Raw genomic sequence first — 26,386 nt, 5'->3', positions numbered from 1 at the left:
GCAGCGTAACGGCCAGGACACGAGCCCCCTCCCACCCGCGGCCGGCCCCGACCCCCCCACCGGCACCCGGCGCCCCGGCCCTCAGGCCAGCAGCCCCGACGCCTTCCACAGTCGCCGTCCGACCCCCCGCAGCACCCCGATGTCGTCCAGGAAGTCGGTCAGCCGTTTGGCGCCGGTCTGCATGACCTCCCGCCGGTGCCCGCTCGCCTGTACCTGCGCCACGGCCTCCCGCTGGTCGAGGCCGACGTTCGTGTAGACCTCGGGATTGACGAAGGCGACGGAGAAGATCCGGGCGAACTCGCCCGACGTCACCCGCGTGAACTCCTGCGACCACCGCGGCGCCGTCACCATCTGCCGCCGCAGCTCCTCCCGCGCGTACCGCACGTGCCGCGCCTCCTCCACCACGTGGATGCGCGTGACCCCCCGTACCAGGCTCTGCACCCGCTCGTCCGGAAAGGTCAGCCGCTGCATCCAGTCGAGGATCTCCTCGCCGAGCAGAGTCGCCGTGAAGGACCCGGGCGTGGTCGAGATGGTCTTGAAGACCCGCCCCAGATTCCGATGTGTCCGGCTCACCGGGTAGTACGGCGTTCCACCGTGCGAGATCAGCCGGGCGAACATCTTCGAGTGCCGGCACTCGTCCTCGATCTCGGTCAGCGCATAGCGCACATGCGCACTCGTCGCCGCCTTGTCGTAAATGTGCCGCACCAGCAACTGCATCAGAATGATCTCGAACCAGATTCCCAGTGAAGCCAGCGCGGCGGCCTCGTGGTGCGAGAGCAGAATCCGCTGCTCCTCGCCCATCCGCTTCCACAGCGGGGTGTCGTACAGCGACACCAGTTCCGGCGGCCAGAACCACTTGCCCTCCTCGAAGGGCGCGTCCCAGTCCAGCTCCTTGTCCGGGTCGAAGGAGTGTTTGGCGGAGGAGTCGAGCAGCCGCTCGGCGACCTGCTCCCGGTCCTTGAGCAGACCGAGCGCATCGCGCAGCACATCCACTTCCGTCACGGTCGTCATGGCTGTTCCCACCTCGTCGTACGGGATCTGGCACGGGATCCGTCTGGGTTACCGACGGTCACGACTTATGAGACTGCTTGTCAGCAAGCTCGTCAATCCCTTGCGCGCGACTTGTTGACGACGCGTCTACCTCGTGTGAGCCTGCGAGGTATGCCGACGCACGAGCTGTACGCCAAGGACCCGGGAGACCCCCTCTGGCAGGTACCGGCCTCAGGGGCGGCACGCTTCAGCTGGGAGTACGACGACGGCCGCGACCGACTCCTCGCCCTTTACCAGAAGGGCAAGGACAAACAGTGGGACGGTCGGAAGAGAATCGACTGGGACCTGGAGGTCGACCCCCATGACGCTCTCGGTACCCCCGACGAGTCGCTGACCCTCTACGGGACCCCGTACTGGGCGAAGATGACCGACCGGGACAAGGGCGAGCTGCGCAAGCACTACACGTCCTGGCAGTTCAGCCAGTTCCTGCACGGTGAGCAAGGGGCCATGGTCTGCGCCGCGCGCATCGTCGAGTCGGTCCCCGACCTGGACGCGAAGTTCTACTCGGCCACCCAGACCATGGACGAGGCCCGCCACGCCGAGATATACGCCCGCTTCCTGCAGGAGAAGATCGGGATGCTCTACCCGATCAACGACAACCTGCAGTCGCTCCTCGGCGACACCCTCCGGGACTCCCGCTGGGACATGCCGTACCTCGGGATGCAGGTCCTCATAGAGGGCCTGGCCCTGGCGGCCTTCGGCATGATCAGGGACACCACCGACAAGCCCCTCCCCAAACAGATCCTCGCCTACGTGATGCAGGACGAGGCCCGCCATGTGGCCTTCGGCCGGATGGCGCTGCGCGACTACTACACGCAACTCTCCGACGCCGAACTCCGTGAACGCGAGGAATTCGTCATCGAGGGCTGCTACTTGATGCGGGACCGGCTGCGCGGCGTCGAGGTCCTGGAGAACTTCGGTATTCCCAAGGCCGAGGCCGAGGAATACAGCGAACAGTCCGAATTCCTGCGCCTCTTCCGCCAGTTGCTCTTCAGCCGCATCGTCCCGTGCGTCAAGGACATCGGCCTGTGGGGCGAACGCCTCCAGCGGGCGTACGTCGACATGGGCGTCTTCGAGATGGGCGACTCCAACCTCGACCTGCTGATGGCCCAGGACGAGGAGGTGGCCGAGCGGTTGGACGCGGAGCGGTTCGCGGCGGAGGAGAGGGAACGGGTGGCGGAGGTGGAGGAGATGATCGAGAAGGGTGAGGGCTCGTAGGGCGGTGAGGGCTCGTAGGGCGAACCGCCGGAAAGCCTTGCACGAACACGCGTGCGCCGGTCCGCCCGGACCGGCGTGCTCACATCATGACCTTCGCCCCGAACCCCCGTCTCACCCCGCGCGCCCTGGCCCGCCGGAGCCTGGAGGGCCTGGCCCTGGGCAACGGCGCGGCGATGCGGGTGGCCCCGTTGGGCGCCTGGTTCCGGCGCGACCTGCGTCTGGTGATCGCACAGGCGACGCTCTCGGCAGAGGTGATCCATGCCCATCCGGAGGGCACCGCGCCCGCGATCCCCTTCGCCGTCCGGTGCGCCGCGCGTCACCCCGACGACCCGACCTCGGCCCTGTGGAGCACGGCGGAGGGCTTCGGCGACGTCGACACGGCCTGCGCCATCACGGGCGGCATCGTGGGTGCCCGTACGGGAGTGGGGCACGTGCCCGAGGAATGGCTGAGCCGCCGCGAGGCGGTACCCGGCGCCGGGTAGTCGGCCCGGCCCGCCTCAGTTGTTCCAGCTCTCGTCGTAGGGGTCGTGCGGGGTCGGGACCGGTTTGGCCGCGGTGACGTCGAGGAACGGGATGCGGCCGTCGTTGACGGGGTCCTTGGTCTGCTTGGCGGTGTAGGTACCGGTGACCTGGAGCCAGGTGTCGGGCTGAAGGACGGGCGGGATGTGGCCGGTCAGGCCGATCTTGACCGGTTGGGCGTCGGCGGCACAGCAGTTGAGGGCCATCCGGACCAGGTACGGGGTGCCGTCCTTGGCAAGGGCGACGAAGCCGGTGACTTCGACCCGCCGGTGGGCCAGGGTACGGCCGTGGTCGTAGGCGGCGCGGCCCGCGTAGTCGACGACGCCGAGCGGGAGCGGGTCGGTGGCCGGCAGGGACGGGTAGGCCAGGGGCGCCTGTAGGGCCGTACCGGCGTGCATGGCGCTGTAGGAACCCAGCGCGGGCGGGGAGACCAGGATCAGGGCGAGGAGGGGGAGGACGAGGAGCCAGGCGACACGGGGTTCGCGGTGGACGTGCCCGTGCCCGTCGTCGCCCTCGCCGTGCCCGGCTTCGCCCCGGCCCCGTCGCTCGTACCAGACCGTCGCCACCGCCGCCATGATCAGCACGACCCCGGCGGCCAGCAGCAACGGCCGCAACCCCGCCTTGACGTAGCGCAGGTAGAGGTCGGTGAGTCCCGCGTGCAGGACCGCCGCGCCGACGAGGAACAGGACCGCCGCCTGTGCCTGCCGGTTCACAGCAGCACCGTCCCGACGAGGACCGAGCCGAGGATGGCCAGGGCGAAGGTGGCGGGCGCGAACCGCAGGGCGAACCCGCGGCCGAACGTGCCTGCCTGCATGGCGAAGAGTTTCAGGTCGATCATCGGTCCCACCACGAGGAAGGCCAGCCGCGCGGTCAGCGAGAACTGGGTCAGCGAGGAGACGACGAACGCGTCGGCCTCGGAGCAGATGGACAGCAGCACGGCGAGGACCGCGAGGGCGAGGATCGCCACCACCGGGTTGGCGGCCGCGGCGTGCAGCCAGGTCGCCGGGACGACGGCCTTCAGCGTGGCCGCTGCCATCGCCCCGATGACGAGGAACCCGCCGGCGTGCATCACGTCGTGCCGTACGGAGTCCCAGAACGCGGCGCCCTTGCCGAGCCCCTCGTGCGAGGGCCGGGCCGGCGGCCGCATCCAGTCCGCCCGCCCCAGCCGCTGCCACAGCCACCCCATCACGCAGGCCACGAGCAGGCTTGCCACGAACCGGGCGAGGACCATCTCGGGGTTGCGGGGGAACGCGACGGCGGTGGCCGTCAGCACGATCGGGTTGATCGCGGGCGCCGACAGCAGGAACGCCAGCGCCGCCGCGGGCGTGACCCCCCGCCGTACCAGCGCCCCCGCCACCGGTACCGACGCGCACTCGCAGCCGGGCAGCACCGCCCCGGCCATCCCGGCGACCGGCACGGCCAGCGCGGGCCGCTTGGGCAGCGCCCGGGCGAAGAACGTCGGCGGCACGAACACCGCGATGACCGCCGACAGCATCACACCGAGCACGAGGAAGGGCAGCGCCTGGCAGACCACCGCGACGAACACGGTCATCCAGCTCTGCATCACCGGCGCCGACAGCGCCCGGCGGATCGGCCCCTGCGCCACCACCAGGACGAGCAGCAGCATGACCAGGACGAGCGGCGAGTTGAACTGCCAGCCCTGGGATGCGGCCGCCTGCTCCCTCGGACCGTCCGGTGCGTCCGTCGGTTCCCGTGGACCGTCCGGTGCGTCCGCGTCGCGGTGGTCGGCCCCGGGCGGGGCCGCTTTGGTGATGCTCACGGGCGAGGTACCTCCGGCAGGGCACGGGCTGGAATCTCGTGGGTGGGTTCCCCTCCCCATAAATACGCCCGTATGGGTACGTCCGTTCAGGCGGGGGCGTTCATTCCCGAGGGGCGGCCCCAACTCCCGTCTCAGAACCCGAGAACCGCCTCCATCACCGCCTTAGCGATCGGCGCCGCGTCCCCGCCCCCGCTGATGTCCCCGCGGTCGGCCGCCGCGTCCTCGACGACGACCGCGACCGCCACCGCGGGCTCCATCGTGCCGTCCGCCTGGGCCCAGGAGATGAACCAGGCGTACGGCATCCCCAGGTTGTCGATGCCGTGCTGGGCGGTCCCGGTCTTGCCGCCGACCGTCGCTCCGGGAATCGCGGCGTTGGTGCCGGTGCCCTCCGTCACCACGTCGGTCATCAGCTCGCGCATCCGCATGGCGGTCGCCGGGTTCATCGCCTGGTGGAGCGTGCGGGGACCGGTCGACGACACCGTGCTGTCGCTCCGGGTGGTCGTCTTCTCCACCAGATAGGGCGTTTTGACGGACCCGCCGCCCGCGACGGCCGCCGAGATCATCGCCATCTGGAGGGGAGTGGCGCGGGTGTTGAACTGGCCGATGGAGGAGAGCGCGAGCTGCGCCTTGTCGAGTGTCGTGTCGAAGTTGCTGGGGGCGACGGAGAAGGGGATCCGCAGGCGGTCGTTGAAACCGAAGTCCGCCGCCGTGCGGGTCATGTCGCTCAGTCCCACGTCCACGCCCAGCTTGGCGAAGACCGTGTTGCAGGACCACTCGAAGGCGTAACGCAGTGAGGCGTCCTCGCAGCCTTCGATCTCGTTCGTCAGCCGGGTCGTGGTGCCGGGCAGCCGGTAGGGGTCCGGGGAGGTGGTCGATGTGTCGAGGTCCGTCACCACCCCCGCGTCGAGGGCCGCCGCGGCCGTCACCACCTTGAACGTCGACCCGGGCGGATAGGTCTGCCGGATCGCCCGGTTGAGCATGGGCTTGTCCGCCGCCCCGTTCAGCCGCTCCCAGGCGTGCGTGACCGCCCTGCCTGTCCCGGACAGCTCCCCGGGGTCGTACGACGGGGTGGAGACCAGCGCGAGGATCTTGCCCGTGGACGGCTCGATGGCGGCCACCGCCCCGCGCCGCGAACCGAGACCCCGGTACGCGGCGCGCTGTGCGGCGGGGTCGATCGTCGTGAGCACCTTGCCGGCGGGGTTCCGGGCGCGGGTGGCGTCGTTCCACAGGGGGAAGGGGGAGAGGAGCGGGTCGCTGCCGGAGAGGATGCCGTCCTCGGAGTTCTCCAGGAATGTCGTCCCGTACACCTGCGAGGCGAAGCCGGTCACGGGCGCGTACAACGGGCCGTCCGTGTACGTCCGTTCGTAGCGGAGCTGCTGGCCGCTGTCCCTGGAGCCGGTGACCGTCCGGCCCCCGACGAGGATGTCACCGCGCGGCTGGCCGTAGCGGGCGATCGTCTGGCGGCGGTTGGCCGGGTTGTCGTCGTACGCCCCGGCCTGGAAGACCTGGACGCGGGTGGCGTTGACGAGGAGCGCCAGCAGCAGTACCGCGCAGAGCGCGGCGGCCCGGCGGATGTACTTGGTCATGGCGCCGCCGTCCCGTCGTACTGGCTGCGTGCCGAGTCGCTGACGTGGATCAGCAGCGCCACGATGATCCAGTTGGTGACGACCGAGGAGCCGCCCTGGGCGAGGAACGGCATCGCCATCCCGGTCAGCGGGATCAGCCCGGTCACGCCTCCCGCGATCACGAAGACCTGGAGCGCCACGATCGAGGCGAGGCCGATGGCGAGGAGCCGTCCGAAGGGGTCGCGCAGGGCGAGGCCGGCGCGGTAGCCGCGTTCCACGAGGAGCCCGTAGAGGAGGAAGATCGCACAGAGTCCGAAGAGGCCCAGTTCCTCGCCCGCGGTGGCCAGGATGAAGTCCGACTTGGCGGCGAATCCGATGAGGATGGAGTGGCCGAGCCCGAGGCCGGTGCCCATCATCCCGCCCGCGGCGAACGCGAACAGGGACTGGGCGAGCTGGTTCGGCCCCTGGCCCGCCTCGATCGTCGCGAAGGGGTGCAGCCAGTCCTGCACCCGGCTGTGGACGTGCGGTTCCAGCCAGCCGACGGCGACCGCGCCCACACAGGCGAGCAGCAGGCCCACGGCGATCCAGCCGGTGCGGCCGGTGGCGACGTACAGCATGATCACGAAGAGGCCGAAGAACAGCAACGAGGTGCCGAGGTCCCGCTCCAGGACCAGGACCAGCACGCTCAGCAGCCAGATCGCGACGATCGGGCCGAGGACCCGGCCGGTGGGGAGCTGGAGCCGCTTGAACCGCCAGACGGGGCGGCCCGCGTAGGCGAGCGCGTTGCGGTTGGCCGCGAGGTAGCCGGCGAAGAAGACCGCGAGCAGCACCTTCGCGAACTCGCCCGGCTGGATGGAGAACCCGGCCATCCGGATCCAGATCCGGGCGCCGTTCACGGCGGGGAAGAGGATGGGCAGGATCAGCAGGCCCAGCGCCGTGACGACCGAGACGTAGGTGTAGCGCTGCAGGACGCGGTGGTCGCGCAGGAAGAGGACGGCCGCGATGAAGAGCGAGACGCCGAGCGTCGACCAGACGAGCTGGATGGGGGCGGCCCGGTCGCCCGGGGTCTCCAGGTCCAGGCGGTAGATCAGTACCAGGCCCAGGCCGTTGAGCAGGACGGCGATGGGCAGCAGCAGCGGATCGGCGTACGGCGCCCGCAGCCGCACCGCGACATGCGCGAGGAGCGCGAGCACGCCGAGCCCGGCGCCGTAGACGGCGGCGCCGGGCGGGAGGGTGCCGTGCCGGGCGTATCCGACCGCGCAGTAGCCGAACACGGACAGCAGTACGGCCATGACGATCAGGGTGAACTCGATGCCACGGCGCCGGGGCAGGCGGACAGCGGGGGTGGGCGGGTCCGCTGCCACGGTCGTTCCCCGCGTACCGGGAATTCCGGGCATTCCGGGCTGAATCATGTCCGGAACGTAGCAAGCGCCGAACCTGATGTCCCGTTAGGTGATGACAAACGGGCAGATCCGGTGAGCGCGACCCGGCGTCAGCACCAGCGCGGGGACGGGCCGATGTTGTCGATGTGCTGCGCCGATCCCCAGGACCAGGTGCCGTCGGTGATCAGGTACCAGATCGGGTTGCCGCCGACGCGCTCGCCCGTGGTCTTGCAGTAGATGTGGACGCGCTCGCCGAACGGTGCGATACGGATGATCCGGCTGCGGCGGTCGGGCCGGTTGTGCAGCGCGAGGCCGTTGCGGGAGATGATCCGGCCCTCGAAGCGGCGGTGGTCGTCGAGCCGTCCGTCGTAGTACGGGTCGTCGAAGTGGCTGTCGCCCAGACCGTCGTCGTCGAAGTAGGGGTCCTCCCCGTTGTCCCAGTCTCCGTTGTCCCAGTCGCGGCTGTCCCAGTCGCGGATCCCGGAGTCGTCGGCGATGCCGGGTCCGGTGCCCATGGTTGCGGTGGGCTTGCCGGCGGCGAGGGCGGGTCCGGCGCCCGCGGCCGCGATGAGCGTGCCGGCGGCGAGCACCATCCCGGTGCGGGCAAGGGTGTGGCGCAGGGACATGGAGGCTCCTCCGGAAAGGTGGTAAATCTGACTAATCGCCACATTAGGAGCGAGCTCGGACGCGCGCAGGCCGCACTGAGCCATCGGGGACGCGAGGACGCTCAACGTGCCCCGGTCGGCCCTTCCCCACCGGTCGGGCCGGGCGCGCCGCGCTCGTCCTGAGGAAGCGTCAGCGTCGCGATCGCACCGCCCTCGGGAGCGTTGGCGAAGACCAACCGCGCGCCCAGCACCTCCGCCTGGCCGAGCGCGATCGTCAACCCCAGCCCATGGCCCTTCGAACCGCCCTCCGTTCGGAACCGCTGCGGCCCGTGCTCCAGCAGGTACTCCGGATAGCCGCCGCCGTGGTCCCGCACCGTCACCACCGGGCCGTCGACGGTCAGCATCACCGGGTCCGCCCCGTGCTTGTGCGCGTTGGCCACCAGATTGCCGAGCACCCGCTCCAGACGGCGTCGGTCGGTCTCCACCCGGACGCCCCGCACGACCCGCACCTCGGTCTCGGTGCCCGACGCCCGCACCACCCGCTCGGCCAGCGGGGCCAGCGGCTCCGAGTCCAGCTCCAGCAGCTCCCGCCCGGCGTCCAGCCGGGAGATCTCCAGCAGGTCCTCGGTGAGCGTCCGCAGCGTGGCCACCCGGTCGCGGACCAGCTCCGTCGGCCGGCCCGGCGGCAGCAGCTCCGCCGCCGCGTGCAGCCCGGTCAACGGGGTGCGCAGCTCGTGCGCCACGTCCGCGGTGAAGCGCTGCTCGCTCGTCAGCTTGCTCTGCAGCGAGGACGCCATCGTGTCGAGGGCCCCGGCGACCGCGGCCACCTCGTCCTGGGGGCCGGCCGGATACTGCGTACGGGGGTCCACGGCCGTACGGGGATCGTTGACGCGCGCGTCCAGGTCGCCCGCGCTGATCCGCCGGGCCACCTGTGCCGTCGCGTGCAGCCGACGGGTCACCCGCGTCACCGCGAACACTCCCACCAGCAGCGTCGCGCCGATCGCCAGCGCCGAGGACCACACGATCGACCGGTCCAGGGCGTCGATGGCGTGCGCGCCCTGCGAGTAGTCGAACTGCACGGCGAGCGCCCGCCCGCCGCTCGCGGGTCCGGCCGCCCACATGGTGGGGTGCGGGTCGTTGTCCCCGACCATCGTGCCGCGGTGCCCGTCCGTCGCCAGCTCGCGCAGCGGCGCCGGCAGACCCGGGAGATCCAGCCCCGCGCCCGGCGGCAGCCGGTCGCCCGCCTCGTAGGCCGCCGTCACCTCCGCCAGCCGGTCGAGCGCCCGGCCGCGGGCCTCGCCGACGGTCTGGTTGGTCACCGAGACATGCATGAGGACGCCGAGCAGGGCGGCGAGACCGCAGCACATCACCGTGATGAAGGCGGCGGCCTTCCAGGTGAGGGTGGCGGCCCAGTGGGGGAGACGGCGGGGCGACCGGAAGCGGCGCGTGGGCAGCCTCATGGAGTGCTCGCGGCGGTCGACGGCGTGGGGGAGGCGGAGGGGGAGACGAAATGCGAGGCCGACGGGGAGGGTGAGACCGGCGGGGCGGGGGGTGCCGAGGGGACGGGTGCGGTGGTGCCGCGACTGGTGGGGCCGGGCGTGCCCACCCGGAGGATCTCGTCCCGGGTCGCCAGCATCGCGTGCTGGTGCGGGTCCCAGGTCCACACCGTGCGGTACTCGTAACCCGGCAGGGTCGAGGGTGAGCGGATGATCACGTCACGGCCCGCGATCTCGACGCTGATCGTGCTGTCCGCGGTGCCCATGATCTGGACCAGCTTGTGGTGCTCGAAGGTGTACACACGCACCGCCAGCTGATGCTGCGGAAAGCGGATGCCGAGCACCAGGTCGTCCTTCCGGTCACCCGTGAGATCACGGTAGTACGCCTGGAGGATCGGGCACTTCCCGCCGAGCGTGTCCTCGCCGGTGCAGTACTTGAGCTGCTGGGCCGCCTCACGGTACGGGGCGTGGACGGCGCTGTACTCGTCCGGGTGGCGGCCGACCTCGGCACGGAACACGGCGATCGGGTCCACCTTGTGGATGTCGTCGCCCGGCGCCGTGATGCCCGTGACCGTCTCGGTGTCCGCCTCGCCGTAGTCGAGGGCTGCCGTCGACGCGGGCGGCAGCTCGGGCCAGAGCCGGGCCGGGCCGACGGCGGTGGGCGTCGCCCCCGCGCCCCGCAGGGCACCGGAGTCGCCACAGCCCGCCACGGCCGCCGCCAGCAGGGCGACGAGGGCGGCGAGCACGAGACGGCTGGGCCGGGTGGGGGTCACTGCGCTCCTGCGTCCGGGCCGGCCTCGATCCGGGGCCAGGGGGACGGCTCGGTGCGCGAGGTCGGCGTGAAATCGACGAAACCGACGGCCTACACCATATTCGTAGGGAAGTCCTTTTTGTTCGCGGGTGGGGTCGGTGGGGTCGGTGGGGCTGGTGAGGGCGTGACGGTGTGAGGCCGCGACCGTGTGAGGGTGTGGGGCCGTGGAGTGCCGGACGTGCGGGCGGCGGAGGCCGGAGGTCGGACATCGGGGGTCGGACGTCGGGGGTCGAGGGCCGGGGGGCTACTCCGCCAGTTCCTCCAGGAGGCGGGCCGTGGGCAGACCGGCGCGCAGGTACTCCACGAACAGTTCGTTGTGCAGGGCCCAGGGCGAGCGGCGGCTGCGGATCAGGCGGATCGCCTCGTCGGAGGTGTGTCCCGCGAGGACCAGCGCGTGCGCGACCACGAGCCCCGAGCGGTTGTAGCCGTGGTAGCAGCGCACCAGGACCCGGCGTCCGTCCTCCAGCGCGTCGTCCGCGGCCCGCGCGAGCCGGATCACCCCCGCGAGCTGTGTCCCGTCCAGGGGACCGTCCGGAATCGGCCACACATGGTGCTCGACGCCCGGGTCGGGGCCGTGCCCCGGCAGCCGCAGCAGCGTCAGGACCAGGTCGAACTCATCCCTCACGACCGCGAATTCCGGCTCGCCGGCACGCCCGGCGAACGCGTGTCCGCCCATCCACAGGCCAGGCACGATCTCGCTCCACGGGCTGTCCGGAGCGGGCACCTCGGGTTGCTTTCTGCGAGTCCGCAACAGCGCCTCCCACAACTCCCCCAACTGCTCACAAAGGTAACCGGGTTCTTGCCCCTGGAGCACCCCGCCTGTTCCCATGGTCATGGGGTGATGGTGCATGAACGGACTGCGCGTCATACCGACCTGGCGCCACGGGCAGGAGCGCCTGTACGTGTGCCTGACCGACGGGAGGAACGTCGCCTGGTACGACCGTGAGGCAGCCCGCGTCAATCTGCTCAGCGAGGAGCGGCGGGAGGACGTGCTCGACGTGCTCGGCCCGTTCCTGACCGGCCCGGTGACGGTGGGGCCTCCACCGGTCCCGACCCCCGCGGAGCTGGCCCGGCTGACCCTCCACCCGGACGACGACCTCGCGCCGAACCGGCCCGGCGAGGCGCTGGTGATCGACCTCGACCGCGACCCGGGACCGGCGCGCCGCCTGCGGCCCGACCCGCGACGCCGTGCGCTGGCCGCCGAGCAGGCGGTCGGGGAGGCACTGGACCGCCTGGAGGGCGCGGGCTGGCACACCGTCCACTCCATCCCGCTCCCGGGCGGCGACCGCGTCCACCACTTGCTGATCGGCCCCGGCGGTATCTTCGCCCTGCGTTCCCTGTACGCCCGCAAGCAGCGGGTTCTCGTCGCCGATCCCATGGTGACCGTCGGCCGCCGGGAGCCGTATCCGCTGCTGCGCCGGGTCCGAGCCGACGCCGACCGGGCCTCGTACGCGCTGACCGCCGAGGTCCACGCCGTCCTGGCGGTGGCCGGCCCCGCCGACCTCGACGTCCTCGCCCCCCTCCGCGAGGTCCGCGTCCTGCAGGACACCGACCTGTCCTCGCTGGCCCGCCTCGGGGGTGTCCTGAAGCCGGCGGACGTGGAGGCCCTGCACGCGATGGCCCGCGACCGCCACACATGGCTACGGACGTGACTCCGTAGCCCTGGATCGCTGCGTGCCGGTGTCTGTTCGGCCGCGGGCGGGTGGGGGCTGGTCGCGCAGTTCCCCGCGCCCCTTGGGCGGGGCTGCGCCCCTTGGACGGGGCTGCCGGATTTCGTTCGTCTGCGGGACGGTGGGGGCTTGGCGCGCAGTTCCCCGCGCCCCTGAAGACCCCTGGGTTGGTCAGGGGGGCGGGGTGAGGAGGGGGGTGAGGAGGTCGCCTTGTCGGTGGAGGCGTGGGGCGATGTCGTCGGCGTGGAAGACGAGCTCGGACGGGTCCCCGCAGGACGCGACCTCGTCCCAGGTGACGGGGGCGGACACGGTGGGCGCGGACCGCGCACGCAGCGTGTACGGCGTGGCCGTCGTCTTCCGCGCGGCGTTCTGACTGTGGTCGACGAACACCTTCCCGGGCCGCAGACTCCTGGTCATCCGGTGCGTGACGAGCGCCGGCAACGCCCGCTCCGCCTCCACGGCCAGCTCCTTCGCATACGCGCTGACGTCTGAGGACGGCATCCGCATCACCGGCGCCAGCAGATGCAGCCCCTTCGACCCGGACGTCTTCGCGTACGCCTCGATCCCGTCCACAGCCAGCCGCTCCCGCAGCCACAACGCGACCTCGCAGCACTCGACGACCGTCGCCGGCGCCCCCGGGTCGAGGTCGAACACGAGCCGGTCGGCCAGACCGGGCGTGTCCACCTGCCACTGCGGCGTGTGGAACTCGGTGACGAGGTTCGCCGCCCACATCAGCGAGGGAAGGTCCTGGACCAGGACCATCCGGGCGGGGCCCGCCGTCCGGGGGACCTCGGCGGTCCGGACCCAGTCGGGGGTGCCGGGCGGCACGTTCTTGGCGAAGAAGACCTGTCCGTCCGGCCCGTCGGGGTAGCGGAGGAAGGAGACCGGCCGGTCGTGGAGGTGCGCCAGCAGGGGTTTTGCGACCGTCGCGTAGTAGTGCAGGACCTCACCCTTGGTGAAACCCGTCGCGGGGTACAGCACCTTGTCCAGATGGGTGAGCGCGAGCCGCCGTCCCTCCACTTCGGCGATCGGCGTCATACGACGAGAGTCGCATGAAATCGCCATCAAGGCGCCCAGGTCACCCCGCCGCTCCCGTGCGGATGTGAGGTCGCGCACGCCCGTCTAGCCTGGCTCTCAACCGCACCCGCGAGCCCGATTCAGCAAGAACCCGCGTCAGCAAGAACCCACGCCACTGAGAACCCGCGTCAGCAGGAACCACCAGGAAGGTGCCGCACGTGCGATCCATCTGGAACGGCGCCATCTCCTTCGGTCTGGTCAGCATCCCGATCAAGGTCGTGAACGCGACGGAGAGCCACTCGATCTCCTTCCGCCAGGTCCACCTGGACGACGGCGGCCGCATCCGGTACCGCAAGTTCTGCGAACTGGAGGACCGCGAGGTCACCACCGGTGAGATCGGCAAGGCGTACGAGGACGCGGACGGCACGCTGATCCCGGTCACGGACGAGGAGCTGGCCGCGCTGCCGATCCCCACCGCGCGGACGATCGAGATCGTGGCGTTCGTGCCGGCCGAGCGGATCGACCCGCTCCAGATGGACACGGCGTACTACCTGGCCGCGAACGGCGTCCCCGCCACCAAGCCGTACGTCCTGCTGCGCGAGGCGCTCAAGCGCAGCCAGAAGGTCGCCGTCGCGAAGTTCGCGCTGCGCGGGCGGGAGCGGCTCGGCATGCTGCGTGTGGTGGACGACGTGATCGCCATGCACGGGCTGCTGTGGCCGGACGAGATCCGGTCCACGGAGGAGGTCGCCCCGGACGCGAGCGTGACCGTACGGGACAAGGAACTCGACCTGGCCGACGCCCTCATGGACACCCTCGGCGAGGTCGAGCTCACCGAGCTGCACGACGACTACCGCGAGGCCGTCGAGGAACTCATCGCCGCCAAGGCCTCCGGCGAACTCCCGGCCGCGCCGCCCGCCGGTGAGCGGGCCGGCGGCAAGGTGCTCGACCTGATGGCCGCCCTGGAGAAGAGCGTGCGCGCGGCCAAGGTGTCCCGGGGTGAGGAGACGGGCGAGGAAGCCGGGGCGCGGACCGGCGAATCCGCCGAGGTCACCGCGCTGCCGTCCCGCAGGTCGGCCCGTACGGCGCCCAAGGAGGTCGGCGGGAAGAAGTCCACGTCGACCGCGCGGAAGACGGCGGCGAAGAAGACGGTCGCGAAGTCCACGGCGAAGTCGACGGGCCAGGCGGCCGGCAAGGCGGCTGCCACCAAGTCCACCGCGAAGAAGACGGCGGCCAAGAAGACGACCGCCAAGAAGGCGACGGGGAAGAAGACGGCCACGAAGAAGGCCACCCCGCGGGGGCGCGCCTCGGCCTGACCGCCCCGGGGCACCCGCGGGCCCCGGAGCCCCGTCACCTCGTCCGGCTCACCCCGTACGCCGCAGGGCCAGCACCGCATTGTGCCCGCCGAACCCGAACGAGTTGCTCAGGGCGAGGTCGCCGAGCGCGGGCAGTCGGCGGGGGTTCTTGGTCACCACGTCCAGGTCGATGGCGTCGTCCTGGTCGTCGCAGCCGATGGTGGGTGGGATGAGGCCGTGGTGGAGGGTGAGCACCGTGGCGACGGCCTCCACACCGCCCGCGGCTCCCTGGAGATGGCCGAGGTGGCCCTTGAGCGCGGTCACGGGCACGCTCCCGCCGAGCACGGCGCGCAGCGCGCTCGCCTCGGCGAGGTCGCCGTCGACCGTGGCGGTGGCATGGGCGTTGACGTGGACGACGTCCACGACATGGGCACCGGCGTCGTGGACGGCCCGGCGCAGTGCCAGTGCCACGCCGCTGCCGGACGGGTCGGGCGCGGCCATGTGGTGGGCGTCGGCGGACAGTCCCCAGCCCGCGGCCTCGCAGTAGATGCGCGCGCCGCGTGCCCGGGCGTGCTCCTCGGCCTCCAGGAGCAGGAAGCCCGCACCCTCGCCGTTCACGAAGCCGTCGCGGTCGCTGGCGAAGGGCCGGGAGGGGCTGGTGGCTCCGAGCTCGTGGGTGGAGAGCGCGCGCATGGCGGCGAACGAGGCCATGATCGCGGGGGTGACGACGGCTTCGGCGCCCCCGGCGAGGGCGACGTCCACCCGGCCGTACCGGATGCGGTCGATGGCCTGTCCGATGGCCTCGGTGCCGGAGGCGCACGCGCTGGTCACGGTGCGGGCCTCGCCGGTGATGTGCAGCGCGAGCGACACCTGGGAGGCCGCCTGTGAGGGCACGGTCATCGGAGTGGTGAGCGGGGAGACCGCACGCGGACCCTTGTCCCGCAGCTTGCGGTCACCGCCGACGAGCACGGAGGCGTCACCGAGGATGGCCCCGACCGAGACACCGACCCGCTCGGGCGTCAGCCCGCTCTCCGTCGTGCCGGCCGGGTCCAGTCCGGCGTCCTGCCAGGCCTCCCGGGCGGCGAGCACCGCGAACTGGGCGGACCGGTTCATCCGCCGCGCCTGCGGCCGGGGCAGCAGTCCGACGGGGTCCACGGGCACGCTGCCCGCGACTCGCACGGGCAGTTCGGCGAACTCCTCGCCCTCCAACTCGCTTATCCCGCACCGGCCCTCGACCAGGCCCCGCCACAGCTCCTCGACCCCGACACCGAGCGGCGTCACGGCACCGAGCCCGGTGACGACGACCCGGCGGGGTGCGTACACCTCGGCGGCCCGCCTCGGGCGCGGATAATGCCGTACGACATATCCCTTTTGTGTGACTTTTTCGGCCAGGTCCCGCAGCTCCTCGTCGGGGACGGGATCCTCGGTCCGGCGGTCCAGGTCCCGGTGCCAGTGACCCCACCGTCGGGTGTACGACTCCTCGACGGCCCGGGGGTCCACGGCGCGCAGTGAGGTGATGCGGTCGCCGTCCCGGAATTCCACCGGACCGAGGTCGGTGGAGGTGATCTCGGGAATTGCCCCGACATCCGTTCGGCGGCAGGCCGTGGTCACTTGGTGACCGCGTTCGAATATCTCGTCGTGATCAATTCCGCCGAGTGGCGGCCGCAATGTCAGGCGAATGGTGTGGGGAGTCTCGGGCAGGGTGTGCATCACCACGTACCAGGTGTTCTCCGCCACATCCTGTTCGGACAGGGCGATCAGTTCACCAGGGATCACTTCGGCGACGGTGACGGCGTGGGGCTGTACGGGAACGTCGGACGAACGGCGCATGGGGAGCGATTGCTTTCTGTGGGGATTTGCGTCCCCAACTTTCGGTGACAATGTAGGAATTGCCTAGATGTCCCCATCACATAGTGGGCAACGTCACCGAAAACAGTGATCAGTATTTCGCTCCCGCACCTTCCCTACCGTGTCTGGTCGGACAACCGAATCCCGTGGCCGCCGAGTTCGTCGAAGTACCGCCCCGGAGCGGGCGGCCCGGACCGCGGGGCCCGGCATGTACCGGACCCCGCCCACCCGCGAAGACAGGCTCTAGCTCTTACGGTCCTGGAGTTGAGGGCGTTGGGTTTTGCCGCGCTCGCTGTCCTGGAGGGCGCCCGCCCGGCCCCACCGTGTCGGTGGCGTGGGGGAGGGTGACCAGGAATCGGCGGCGATCACTTCCGAGTTGAGCACGTTGTCGCCGTAGAGATCCCGCAGCCAGCTGGCCTGGTAGATGGTGTCGAGGTAGCGCTCGCCGAGGTCCGGACCGATGGCCACGGCGGTGAGTTCGCGTGCGTCGTGCCGGCTCAACCAGTCCGTCGCGCCGCTGACCACCGTGCCGGTGGAGCCGCCGAACACGAAACCGCTCCTGGCCAGCCGGTGGCAGGTACGGACGGTGTCCCTCTCCTCGACTCGTATCACTTCGTCCACGTAGGACTCGTCGAGCAGTGGCGGGCGCATGCTCATCCCGAGGCCCGGAATCATCCGGCGGCCGGGCGGACCACCGAAGGACACCGAGCCCACGCTGTCCACCGCGACGACCCGCACCGGACGGTGCCACTCCCGGAAGTAGCGCGCGCAGCCCATCAGGGTGCCGGTGGTGCCGGCTCCGACGAACAGCACGTCCAGCTGCGGGAACTGACGGGCGATCTCCGGTGCCGTCCTGCGGTAGTGCGCCTTCCAGTTGCTCGGGTTGGTGTACTGACTGAGCCATACATACCGGTCGTCGGAGGCGCACAGGGCACGCACGTATTCGATCCGCGCGCCGAGATAGCCGCCGTTGCTCTCCTCCTGACCGGCGATCATGTGCACCTGGCTGCCCAGGGCCTCCATCATCATCCTGGTCGACAGGTTGCCGCGGGAATCCGTCACGCAAAGGAACCGGTAACCCTTGCTCGCCGCGATCATGCTGAGCGCCACGCCGAGGTTCCCGGACGAGGACTCGACCAGGATCGAATCCGGCTTCAGAACTCCGTCCCGCTCGGCGGCCTCCACCATCTCGATGGCGGCCTTCAACTTGATCGAGCCGGCGAAGTTGAATCCCTCGCACTTCAGGAAGAGTGAGTGCCCGATGATCGCCCGGAGGTCGACATAGAGATCCTCTTCGTTGTAGGCCTGGGGAACGGAAATGACGGGCACGACGGTCTCCTCAATCTGGAGCAGAGCACTTTCGGAATGTCCGTCCGACCGTGGGCGGGCTTCTTCGCTTTTTCGGGCGTGAGGCCGTGTCCATCCGGGTCGGACAGGGCCCTGCGTCAGGGGCCGCTGTCTTCTGCGGCCTAGGGTCGAGGCCGGCTCATCCGTACCGGCTCAGTTCGTGGAAGAAGTCGTCGACGACGTGCAGTTCCCCGCAGCGGACCACTTCGTCGTAGACGTACTTGCCGACCGCGAGGTCGAGCACCCCGAGGCCGAAGGGTGAGAACACCACCGGCCGGTCCGCCGGCACGGTCACCCGTCCGGCCATCACGTCGTCCAACGTGCCGCGCACGAAGTCCCGGTTGCCCGTGAGCTGCTCGGCCAGATGCGGCGAGGTGTCGGCCTTCAGGCAGTGCTCGATGTCGTCGACGATGTTGGTCGAGGCGAGCAGGATCTCCGGCGCGAGGTCGCGCAGCGACACATGCAGGACCACAGGGTTGTGGTCGAACCAGGACAGATCGCTGACGTGCGGCTGCCCGGCGACAGTGGCGAAGACCACCAGGTCGCTGTTGCGGATCAGCTGCTCGGCGTTGTCGTGCACGGTGATCCGGCCGGTGGCGCCCGACTGTTCCAGGTAGCACCGGAAACCCGCCGCGCTGTCGGCGGACAGGTCGTGCACACCGATCTCGTCGAACGACCAGCCGGTGCCGACCAGGAACGTGTGGATGTACCGGGCGATCAGGCCCACCCCGAAGAAGCCGACCCGCACAGGTCGCGGCCGGTCATGGCTGAGCCGGTCGGCAGCCGCCGCGGCCGACGCGGCCGTCCTGGTGGCGCTGATGATCGAGCTCTCCAGACAGGCGAACGGGTAGCCGGTGTCATGGTCGTTGAGGATCAGTACGGCCGAGGCCCGGGGGACACCGGCCGCCACGTTCTGCGGGAAGCTGGAGATCCACTTCAGACCGTCCACCCGTACCTCCCCGCCGATCGAGGCGGGCAGCGCGATGATCCGGGAGGACGGACGGTCGGGGAACCGCAGGAAGTACGACGGCGGGTTCACCGAGTCACCGGCGCCGTGCACCCGGTAGGTGGCCTCGACCAGCTCCACGATCTGCTTCTCGTGTCCGCGCAGCGCGCGCTGGACCTGGGCGCCGGGGATCACCGCGAACGGCGGCACGGTGATCGGCGCGGCCGGCGCGGACTTCGGTGCGGATTCCGGTGCGGATTCCGACGTGGTGGAACGGGTGGTGGTCATGACGCGGTCACCTCGACGGTCGGGGAGCAGTCGGTCAGACGCACCGGGTCGGCCAGGGCGACGAGAACTTCGCGTGGTCCCTCGAAGGGCTCCCTGCTGTGCGCGGTGCGGATGTTGTCGACGAGCATCAGGTCGCCGGCCTGCCACGGCTCGCGTGCGGTGTGGGCCTCGTAGACGCTGTTGAGCAGCTCCACGACGTCCTCGCCGATCGGGTCGCCGTTGCCGAAGCGGGTGTTGAACGGCAGCCCGTCGGCCCCGTAGACGTCCATCAGGTACTCACGGACCTCGGGGGCCATCGTCCACTCGTTGAGGAACGCGATCTGGTTGAACCAGCAGCGGCGGCCGGTGACGGGGTGGCGCACCACGGCGCTGCGGCGCTGTCGGGTGCGCAGCCCACCGTCCGGCTGCCATTCGAACGCGATGGCGTTGGCGCGGCAGTAGCCCTCGACGGCACCACGGTCCTCGGTGCCGAACGCCTCGGCGACGGACGCGCCGATCTCGTCGTTGTAGCTGCGGGTGAGCAGCCAGCCCTCGCGCTCGAACCGCCCGGTCAACTCGGCGGGCAGCGCGTCGAGCACGGTCGGTGCGTCGGCCACCGCGGTCGCCCCTCCGTCGGTGGGCGCGCTCAGACAGGCGAACATCATCAGTTTGGGGAACTCGAGCGTGTAGCTCAGTTCGTGGTGCATGCACATCGGCTGGTTCGGCGGCCACTTCGTCGAGGAGTACACGCCGTCGGAGTAGGTCCGTCGCGGTGCGAAGACCTCTTTCTCGGTCATCAGACCGGTGGCGAGCTTCGAGAAGACGGCACCGGTCTCGGCCGCGTCGCGCAGCCCGAGACCGCGGACCAAAACGCAGCCGTGCTCGGCGACGACGGTGCGCAGCGCGTCCCGGTGCGCGGCTGCCCAGCCCGCCGCGCCACCGGTGACCTCGGCCCGCAGAAGCGGAGGTCTGCCGGGCTGCAGTTCCACGTCGACCATCGACGCCGTGGAAGTGGACGACATCTCGGTTTCCTTTCCGTAGCCACTCAGTCGGTTGTCACTCGGGTCAGTCACTCGTCGGTTGTCATTCGTCGGTTGACATCCGTCAGTTGTCATTCGTCGGTTGTCACCAGTCAGTTGTCACTCAGGAAGGAGCGAACAGTTCGGCGGCGCGCAGAACGGCCTGTGCCGCTTCGGCCGGACGGGTGCGCGGGAAGTAGTGGCCGCCGTCGGCGAGCTCGTGCAGGTCGACCTGTTCGGCCAGGAGCTGCCAGTCGCGGTAGCGGTGCGGGTGGTCCGCCGTGCTCGGGTCGTCGGCGGCGACGACCACGGTGACCGGAGCGGACAGCTTCGGAGTCGGCGGGTTGTCCAGGAGGTCGGCGAAACAGCGGTGTGCGGACACGCAGTCGTGCCGGTAGGCGGCACCCACGTGCTCGGCGTGCCGCGCGTCCAGCTCGCCGAGTTCGGTGTACCCGCCCGCCGCGCTCAGCTTCGCGGCGATCGCGGCGTCGCTCAGTTCCGTCAGCTCGTCGATGGCGGCGCGCCGCCGGGCGGCGTCGCCGAGCAGTTGCGCGCCGAGGAACACCCGCTGGACGTCCACCCCGCGCTCCTGGAGCCTTCTGGCCGTCTCCACGGCCGGCGCGGCGCCCGAGGAGTGGCCCCACAGCAGGATCCTGGTCAGGCCACGCCGGACGATCTCGTCGACGACCTGTTCGACCACCTGTGTCATCGGTGCGAACGGTTCGCGGTCGGCGGCCACGTCGTGACCGGGCAGCTCGACGGCGTAGACGGCGGGCCCGCCGGGCGGCAGCGCCCTGGCCAGCGGCTGGAAGTTCACCGCGTTGCCGCCGGCGTACGGGAAGCACACCAGGGCTCCGCCCCGCGCGTCGTCCGATTCCGACAGCGGGTGCAGCAGCTCGGGGCGCCGCTGTGACCTGCCGTCGACCAGCGCGGCCAGGTCGGCGAGGACCGGGTGACGGGTGACGTCCTTGAGGGACACCGCACGATCCAGGGTGATCGCGAGCTTCACCGCCGAGAGGGAGGTGCCGCCGCGGTCGAAGAAGTGGTCGCGGCGTCCGATCCGGTCTTCCGGGACGCCGAGGACCTTCGCCCACGCGGCCGCCAGCCGGTGTTCGGTCGGTGTGGTCGGCGCGTGGTAGTCGTCCTGGACCACGTCGATCTCGCCGGCGAGCGCCTGCAGGGTCTTCCTGTCGATCTTGCTGTTGGCGGTCAGCGGCAGGCTTTCGCGCCAGTGGAAGGCCGACGGGACCATGTACTCGGGCAGCGACTCGGCGAGCCTGGCCGGCAGGGCGTCGCCGTCGAGGGCTCGCGGGCCCGAGTAGAACGCCACCAGGTGCTTGCTCTGATCGGCCCGCTCGGCGACGACCACCGCGCCGTCCCGCACCCCCGGCACCCGCAACAGGGTGTTCTCGATCTCGCCGATCTCGATCCGGAAGCCACGGATCTTGACCTGGGTGTCCCGGCGGCCGAGGAACTCCAGCTTGCCCCCGGGCTGCCAGCGGCCGTAGTCGCCGCCCCGGTAGAGCCGGGCGCCCTCACGGTGTGGATCGGCCAGATAGGCCTGCCGGGTGCGCTCGGGGTCGTTGATGTACCCGCGGCCGACGCAGACCCCGGAGAACACGATCAGACCGGGGGCGCCGAGCGGCACCGGGGTGAGGTGTTCGTCGACGACGTAGACGCGCACGTTGCTGACCGCGCGGCCCAGCAGGATGCGCTCCGGCGCCCGGTCCATGACCTCGTGGTTGGTGTCGTCCGAGGTCTCGGTCAGCCCGTAGGCGTTGACCAGCTTGATCCCGGGCTGGACGGCGAACCAGCGCTCCGTGAGCTCCTTCTTCAACGCCTCGCCGGTGACCGACACGCATCGCAGGTCCGGCAGCTCGCGGGGGTGCTGCCGCAGACAGGACACGACGACGTCCAGGTACGAGGGCACGACCTGGAGGACGGCGACCCGGCCTTCGACGATCTTGTCGACGAACCGCTGGACGTCGAGGATCACCTCCTGCTCCACCAGCAGGGTCTGCCCGCCGACCAGGAGCCCGGACACCAGTTGCCACAGCGAGATGTCGAAGCACTGGGGCGCGGTCTGCGCCACCACCTGTCCCTCGCCGAGTCCCAGGTCGTCGATCTTGGCGTAGAGGTGGTTGAGCATCCCCGCGTGCTCGCACATCGCGCCCTTCGGCTCACCCGTGGAGCCGGAAGTGAAGTAGATGTAGGCGAGTTGGTCCGCTGCCACGGGCACGCCCGGATCGTCGTCGGCGTGGTCCTCCGCGTAGGCCGCGTCGACGAGGACCTTCCCGATCCCGGGCAGGGACTCCAGGGCCTGGTCGAGGGTGGTGGTGCTGCCGTGCTCGGTCAGCACGAGGGCGCACCCGGCGCGCGTGAGGGTGGTGGCGATGCGACCGGCCGGGAAGTGCGGCTCGATGGGCAGGTACACGCCCCCGGCCTTGAAGACCGCCAGCACGGCGGCCGGCCAGTCCAGGTTGCGTTCGGTCACCACCGCGACCACGCCCTCCCGGCGCAGCCCGCGTGCCAGCAGCGCGCGTGCCAGCCGGTTGGCCCGGGCGTTGAGCTCGCGGTAGGTCCACCGCCGTTCACCGTGTACGGCCGCGACGGCGTCCGGGTGTTCCCGTACCCGCTGTTCGAACAGCTCGTGCATGCGGCGGTCGGGCAGCTCCCGGTGGGGTCCGGCGAGCCCTTCGAGCTGGAAGTGGAGTTCCTCGGCGGAGAGCAGGCCCTGCCGTCCGTGCTCGGCATCCGGGCCGACGGCGATCAGGGCGAGCGCGGTGACGTGGTAGCCGGCGATCCGGGCGGCGCAGTCCGCGTCGAGTACGTCGGTCCGGTACCGCAGCCGCAGCACGAGCCGGCCGTCCCGCCACGAGAACCCGATCCACACCACGGTGTCCTCGGCCAGGTCACCGCCCACACCGCCCGGATCGAAGACGGCCTCGAACGGCGCTTCGGTCAGGCTCAGTTCGCGCCTGAGGTCGTCGACCGGGAAGTCCTTGTGCGACAACAGCTCCGACGCGGCCCGATGGGCGTTCAGCAGCAGCTCCCGCCACGTCGGGGGTTCGGTCGTCAGGCGGCAGGGCAGCGGTCGGCCGCCGTCGGCGGGGACATAGCCGGACACGACCTCGCGCTCACCGGACAGCGCGGCGAGCACCTTGGCGTGCGCGGCCAGCAGCACCGAGTCGAGCGGTACCGCCAGGTCCTGCGCCAGCCCGCGCAGCGGTCCCGCGATGTCCTCCGGGACCGTCGTCTCGTGGTCGGCGACGCCCGCCACCGGCTGGGGCGTCCACCGCGGCACCGCGGTGAACCCTCCGGCCACGAGCTGACCGCGCCAGAACTCCCGATCGGCTTCCACTCGCACTCTCATCGCATCTTCCCGTGTGACTGGGCCTGCAGGCCGGAGCGGTCGCGCTGTGCCTCGTACGCCAGTGCGGCAGGCTGATAGGGGGCCTCGCGCGTTTCGGCCGCCGGATTTCCGCCCCACCGGGCGCGCTCCGGGACTTCCTCGCCCTTCATGAGGAAGGAGTCGGGGGCGAGCTCCGCGCCGTCGCCCATCGTCACGCCGTAGTGGACGTGGGCGCCGACACCGAGCGTGGAGCCGGCGCCGATCGTGCTGCGGTCGGACTTGAAGGTGCCGTCCTCCTGCGAATGGCACTGGATCTTGCTTCCCGCGTTGAGCGTGCAGTCGCTCCCGATGGTGGTGAGCATCCGCTCCGTCAGGTGGCACCCGTCGTCGAAGACCCTGCTGCCGATCCGAACGCCCAGCATCCGCCAGATCAGGCTCTTGAAAGGGGTCCCGTTGAAGATGTTGAGATAGTTCTCCGGCACCTTCCAGAGGCGCTCGTGCCACCAGAAGTACGGTTCGTAGATGGAACACAATTGCGGTTGCAGTCCGCGGAATGCGGCAATACTGCGTTCCACCAGCACGAAGTAGAAAGGCGTGAAAGCGAGGCTGAACACCAAGAACGCGGCGATCAGCACATGACCGTACGAGTCGTACAGATCGACATCGGCGAGAGCGACCACCGTGAGGACGAAGAAGTAGATCCACCGCACCATCAGGAAGAGGGCGATCGAGCGGATGTTGTAACGATTCTTCGCGGCGAGACTGCGACGGAACTCCTCGCCGCTGCGGAGATGGTCGAACCGTGAGTCGCGCTCGACCGACCGGGGAATCTCGAAACACGGCGAGCCCAACAGGCCCACCCCCTCGCGTACCTCGCCTTCGAGCGGAATCATCACCTTCGTCGCGAGGAGGCAGTTCTCGCCCGTCCTGGCCCCCGACGGATAGGCGATGTTGTTCCCGATGAAGTTGCGTGGTCCGATCGAGGCCTTGGACACCCGGAAAGAGGAGCTCGAGTAGTCCGCGTTGATGATGGAGAGCCCGTCGGCGACCATCGTGCCGCTGCCGACCGAGCACAGATACGGGGTCTCGTGCTGCACTTCCGTGCCGAAGTTCGACCCGGTCTGTTCGATCCGGGACAAGTCGTATCCGAGGCCGCGCAGATAGTAGACGATGAAGGAGCTGTCACCGAGCAGCCATTTGAAGAACTTGATGTTGGTCATGCGCCCGATCGCGCGGAACGTCGAGTAGTGGAATCCGTACAGCGGATAGATCTTCTCCGGCTTGATGACCAGGTTCAGCAGGCGCGGAAGGGTGAACAGCACCGCCACGCCGAGGACGACGAAGCCGAAGAACAGTACGAAGGACAGCGCCAGCGCGTCGGCGTAGAGACCTGGTGAGGTGAAGCCCACCGAACCCGGGCCCAGCCGGTCGTGCAGCGCCGGAATCAGATCGATCAGCATGTACGCGCCCCCGACCATCAGCGGCACGTAGAGGAAGAACACCTGAAGCAGGGTGACGAAGCCGAAGCCGACCCGGCGCAGTGTGCCGCACGCGGTCGATTCGACCCTCACGTAGTCGTGCTCGGTGGGCTGTGCCGGGGATCCGTGCCACTGTTGGCCGGCCGGGACCGTCTGGCCGCTGTACAGCGTGGACGTGTGGCCGAGCTGCGCCCCGTCGCCCATCGACGTGTCGATGTCGAGCACGGTCTTCTCGCCGATGAACGCGTCCCGGCCCAGGGTGACCCGCCCGGTCTGGATACGCCCTGCGTGCGCCCGGTAGCAGTGGAAGAACGAGTCCTTGCGGATCACCGTTCCGGCACCGATCGTGAGCAGGTCGGGGCAGGCCGGAGTCTGGCGGGAGAGGATCGTGACCCCCTTGCCGATCCGGGCGCCCAGGGCGCGCAGGTACAGCACGTACAGGGGATTGCCGACGAAGAAGATCATCGGGTTGGCGTGGATCAGCGCCTTGACCGTCCAGAAGCGCAGATACGTCAGTCCCCAGATCGGGAACTCGCGCGGTTTCCACCTGCCGACGAGAATCCATTTGGCCACGATCGGGAAGGTGCACAGAGCGACGAAACCGATGGAGCCGAAGACGAGCGATCGCAGGTAGATGCCGAACGCGTTGGAACCGGCGGACACCCATCCGTAGCCCCGGTCGGCGACAATTGCGGCGAGGAAGGAATATCCCATGAAGAACAAGAACTGAAGCGCTCCACAGAGGACGTACCGCGCCGTCCCGGCCCGCGTCACCACCGTGGCCGGTGCCGGAACCGACGACTCTGCCGGAAGCGGTTCGACGTCCGCGAGCCCCGTCGCCAGGCTTCGGATCGTCGGGTGCCGGTAGATGTCCTTCATCGACGCCGACGGGAGATCCGGCCGCTTCCTGATTCGTGCGCAGAATTGGGCCATCACCAATGAGTTGGCGCCGAGGTCGTTGAAGAAGTGACTCTCGACCGATACTCGTTCGACGTCGATGACGCCGGCCAACACCTCGGCGAGCTCCTTCTCGATGTCGCTCTTCGGTCCGGTGCACTCACGCTTGTCGAGTGAGGATTCACCCGGACCAGGCGTCAGGACTTCGACGGACTTCTCCTCCATACGAGCTCCTTGAGGAACTTTCGAACGCCGCCTGCCAATACGGCCGACGCCCTGCACGCGCGCTTTTCGATGGCCGGAGCAAGTAATCCGGAGGCCATGAGGTCGGGATTTGTTGTCCGGTGACAAAACCGGCCCGGTCACAGGACCGTTGCCTCAGTCTTAGCCGCCCATCCGTGGGGCTGCCACTCGAACCGGATCGTGTCGGTATGGCACTGGCCTTCGACGGCGTCAGGGGGTTCTCGCTGCTGACGTCCGATGCCCGCGGCACAGAGCGGTCGACACCCGTTTTCACCTCTCCTCCATGATCCCGACCGGCGGGCCGGCGAGGAGTTGCGCACGGGATTCGCCTTACTGCGTACGAGTGGCGTGTATCTGATCCGGAAGGGCGGGCGGAAACGCCACCGACGGGGTCGGGACGTGGGCGTGGAGGCTCTGGGCAGGCGGAGATCCGCGAGGACGTGGAGAGCGGTGGGGCGTGGAGATCTGTGGAGATATGGAGGAGAGACGCGGCGCGGCGGGGCCTGCGGCCGCTTACGGGTGCGAGGAGAGGGTGCGGGGGCGTCCACGAAGAGAACTGCCGCCGGGCACCCCGTCGCGTCTGA

General features: G+C 70.1%; 19 protein-coding genes and 1 pseudogene. 4 read left to right on the top strand and 16 right to left on the bottom strand.

Features of this window, described 5'->3' with window-relative positions:
- Nucleotides 1-81: 81 nt before the first annotated feature.
- Entirely contained in the window at nucleotides 82-1,011 is a 930-nt protein-coding gene (locus ACIRA5_RS40065) for a diiron oxygenase (protein ID WP_403699478.1), read from the bottom strand.
- 150 nt (nucleotides 1,012-1,161) lie between these two features.
- Here ACIRA5_RS40065 and ACIRA5_RS40060 point away from each other — a divergent pair, with 150 nt between their 5' ends.
- Together ACIRA5_RS40060 and ACIRA5_RS40055 are read left to right on the top strand one after the other, a co-directional pair.
- Entirely contained in the window at nucleotides 1,162-2,268 is a 1,107-nt protein-coding gene (locus ACIRA5_RS40060; protein ID WP_403699475.1) for a ferritin-like domain-containing protein, read from the top strand.
- 119 nt (nucleotides 2,269-2,387) lie between these two features.
- A pseudogene (locus ACIRA5_RS40055) lies at nucleotides 2,388-2,750 on the top strand (ADP-ribosylglycohydrolase family protein); the annotation flags it as partial.
- A gap of 15 nt (nucleotides 2,751-2,765) precedes the next feature.
- Here the strand turns inward: ACIRA5_RS40055 and ACIRA5_RS40050 are convergent.
- The 8 genes from ACIRA5_RS40050 to ACIRA5_RS40015 form a co-directional block, all read right to left on the bottom strand.
- The gene (locus tag ACIRA5_RS40050; RefSeq protein WP_403699472.1) at nucleotides 2,766-3,500 is read right to left on the bottom strand and encodes a TIGR03943 family putative permease subunit; all 735 of its coding nucleotides are present in this window, start codon (nucleotides 3,498-3,500) and stop codon (nucleotides 2,766-2,768) included.
- Nucleotides 3,497-4,567, bottom strand: coding sequence for a permease (locus ACIRA5_RS40045; RefSeq protein WP_403699469.1), 1,071 nt, complete (start codon nucleotides 4,565-4,567; stop codon nucleotides 3,497-3,499). The genes ACIRA5_RS40050 and ACIRA5_RS40045 overlap by 4 nt, the downstream gene beginning before the upstream one ends.
- A gap of 131 nt (nucleotides 4,568-4,698) precedes the next feature.
- Nucleotides 4,699-6,153 carry a penicillin-binding transpeptidase domain-containing protein gene (locus ACIRA5_RS40040; RefSeq protein WP_403699466.1) on the bottom strand — a complete coding sequence of 485 codons (1,455 nt, stop codon included), beginning with the start codon at nucleotides 6,151-6,153 and terminating at the stop codon, nucleotides 4,699-4,701.
- Nucleotides 6,150-7,544, bottom strand: a complete 1,395-nt coding sequence (locus tag ACIRA5_RS40035; RefSeq protein ID WP_403699463.1) for an FtsW/RodA/SpoVE family cell cycle protein — start codon at nucleotides 7,542-7,544, stop codon at nucleotides 6,150-6,152. The genes ACIRA5_RS40040 and ACIRA5_RS40035 overlap by 4 nt, the downstream gene beginning before the upstream one ends.
- A gap of 80 nt (nucleotides 7,545-7,624) precedes the next feature.
- A complete protein-coding gene (locus ACIRA5_RS40030) occupies nucleotides 7,625-8,140 on the bottom strand; it encodes an SH3 domain-containing protein (RefSeq protein WP_403699460.1) in 516 nt (171 codons plus the stop codon).
- 101 nt (nucleotides 8,141-8,241) lie between these two features.
- A complete protein-coding gene (locus tag ACIRA5_RS40025) occupies nucleotides 8,242-9,579 on the bottom strand; it encodes an ATP-binding protein (RefSeq protein WP_403699457.1) in 1,338 nt (445 codons plus the stop codon).
- Nucleotides 9,576-10,388, bottom strand: a complete 813-nt coding sequence (locus ACIRA5_RS40020; RefSeq protein WP_403699454.1) for a hypothetical protein — start codon at nucleotides 10,386-10,388, stop codon at nucleotides 9,576-9,578. Before ACIRA5_RS40020 ends, ACIRA5_RS40025 begins: the two co-directional genes overlap by 4 nt.
- 282 nt (nucleotides 10,389-10,670) lie before the next feature.
- Entirely contained in the window at nucleotides 10,671-11,177 is a 507-nt protein-coding gene (locus ACIRA5_RS40015) for a dual specificity protein phosphatase family protein (RefSeq protein ID WP_403699651.1), read from the bottom strand.
- Between the two features lie 97 nt (nucleotides 11,178-11,274).
- Between ACIRA5_RS40015 and ACIRA5_RS40010 the strand changes: the two genes are divergently transcribed.
- Nucleotides 11,275-12,078 carry a nuclease-related domain-containing protein gene (locus ACIRA5_RS40010; protein WP_403699451.1) on the top strand — a complete coding sequence of 268 codons (804 nt, stop codon included), beginning with the start codon at nucleotides 11,275-11,277 and terminating at the stop codon, nucleotides 12,076-12,078.
- A gap of 189 nt (nucleotides 12,079-12,267) precedes the next feature.
- Here ACIRA5_RS40010 and ligD read toward each other — a convergent pair whose 3' ends face one another.
- On the bottom strand, nucleotides 12,268-13,134 hold the full coding sequence (gene ligD / locus ACIRA5_RS40005) for a non-homologous end-joining DNA ligase (RefSeq protein ID WP_403699448.1): 867 nt from the start codon (nucleotides 13,132-13,134) through the stop codon (nucleotides 12,268-12,270).
- A 188-nt stretch (nucleotides 13,135-13,322) separates the two neighbouring features.
- Between ligD and ACIRA5_RS40000 the strand changes: the two genes are divergently transcribed.
- Nucleotides 13,323-14,426 carry a Ku protein gene (locus ACIRA5_RS40000; RefSeq protein ID WP_403699445.1) on the top strand — a complete coding sequence of 368 codons (1,104 nt, stop codon included), beginning with the start codon at nucleotides 13,323-13,325 and terminating at the stop codon, nucleotides 14,424-14,426.
- Between the two features lie 48 nt (nucleotides 14,427-14,474).
- Here ACIRA5_RS40000 and ACIRA5_RS39995 read toward each other — a convergent pair whose 3' ends face one another.
- From ACIRA5_RS39995 to ACIRA5_RS39970, 6 genes are all read right to left on the bottom strand, one after another.
- The gene (locus tag ACIRA5_RS39995) at nucleotides 14,475-16,235 is read right to left on the bottom strand and encodes a beta-ketoacyl-[acyl-carrier-protein] synthase family protein (protein WP_403699442.1); all 1,761 of its coding nucleotides are present in this window, start codon (nucleotides 16,233-16,235) and stop codon (nucleotides 14,475-14,477) included.
- Nucleotides 16,236-16,496: 261 nt separating this feature from the next.
- Nucleotides 16,497-17,582, bottom strand: coding sequence for a 2,3-diaminopropionate biosynthesis protein SbnA (gene sbnA, locus ACIRA5_RS39990; protein WP_403699438.1), 1,086 nt, complete (start codon nucleotides 17,580-17,582; stop codon nucleotides 16,497-16,499).
- 157 nt (nucleotides 17,583-17,739) lie between these two features.
- Complete coding sequence (gene sbnB / locus ACIRA5_RS39985) at nucleotides 17,740-18,834, bottom strand: 2,3-diaminopropionate biosynthesis protein SbnB (RefSeq protein ID WP_403699435.1); 1,095 nt, start codon at nucleotides 18,832-18,834, stop codon at nucleotides 17,740-17,742.
- A complete protein-coding gene (locus ACIRA5_RS39980; RefSeq protein ID WP_403699433.1) occupies nucleotides 18,831-19,835 on the bottom strand; it encodes a TauD/TfdA family dioxygenase in 1,005 nt (334 codons plus the stop codon). The genes sbnB and ACIRA5_RS39980 overlap by 4 nt, the downstream gene beginning before the upstream one ends.
- Nucleotides 19,836-19,956: 121 nt before the next feature.
- On the bottom strand, nucleotides 19,957-23,205 hold the full coding sequence (locus ACIRA5_RS39975; RefSeq protein ID WP_403699431.1) for an amino acid adenylation domain-containing protein: 3,249 nt from the start codon (nucleotides 23,203-23,205) through the stop codon (nucleotides 19,957-19,959).
- A complete protein-coding gene (locus tag ACIRA5_RS39970; RefSeq protein ID WP_403699429.1) occupies nucleotides 23,202-25,784 on the bottom strand; it encodes a Pls/PosA family non-ribosomal peptide synthetase in 2,583 nt (860 codons plus the stop codon). Before ACIRA5_RS39970 ends, ACIRA5_RS39975 begins: the two co-directional genes overlap by 4 nt.
- Nucleotides 25,785-26,386 lie beyond the last annotated feature (602 nt).

Origin of the sequence: Streptomyces sp. NPDC096311 (assembly GCF_044763085.1) — a bacterium.
GTDB lineage: Bacteria > Actinomycetota > Actinomycetes > Streptomycetales > Streptomycetaceae > Streptomyces.
The sequence above is the reverse complement of the archived record's forward strand: the minus strand, read 5'-3'. Positions and strand labels throughout refer to the sequence as shown.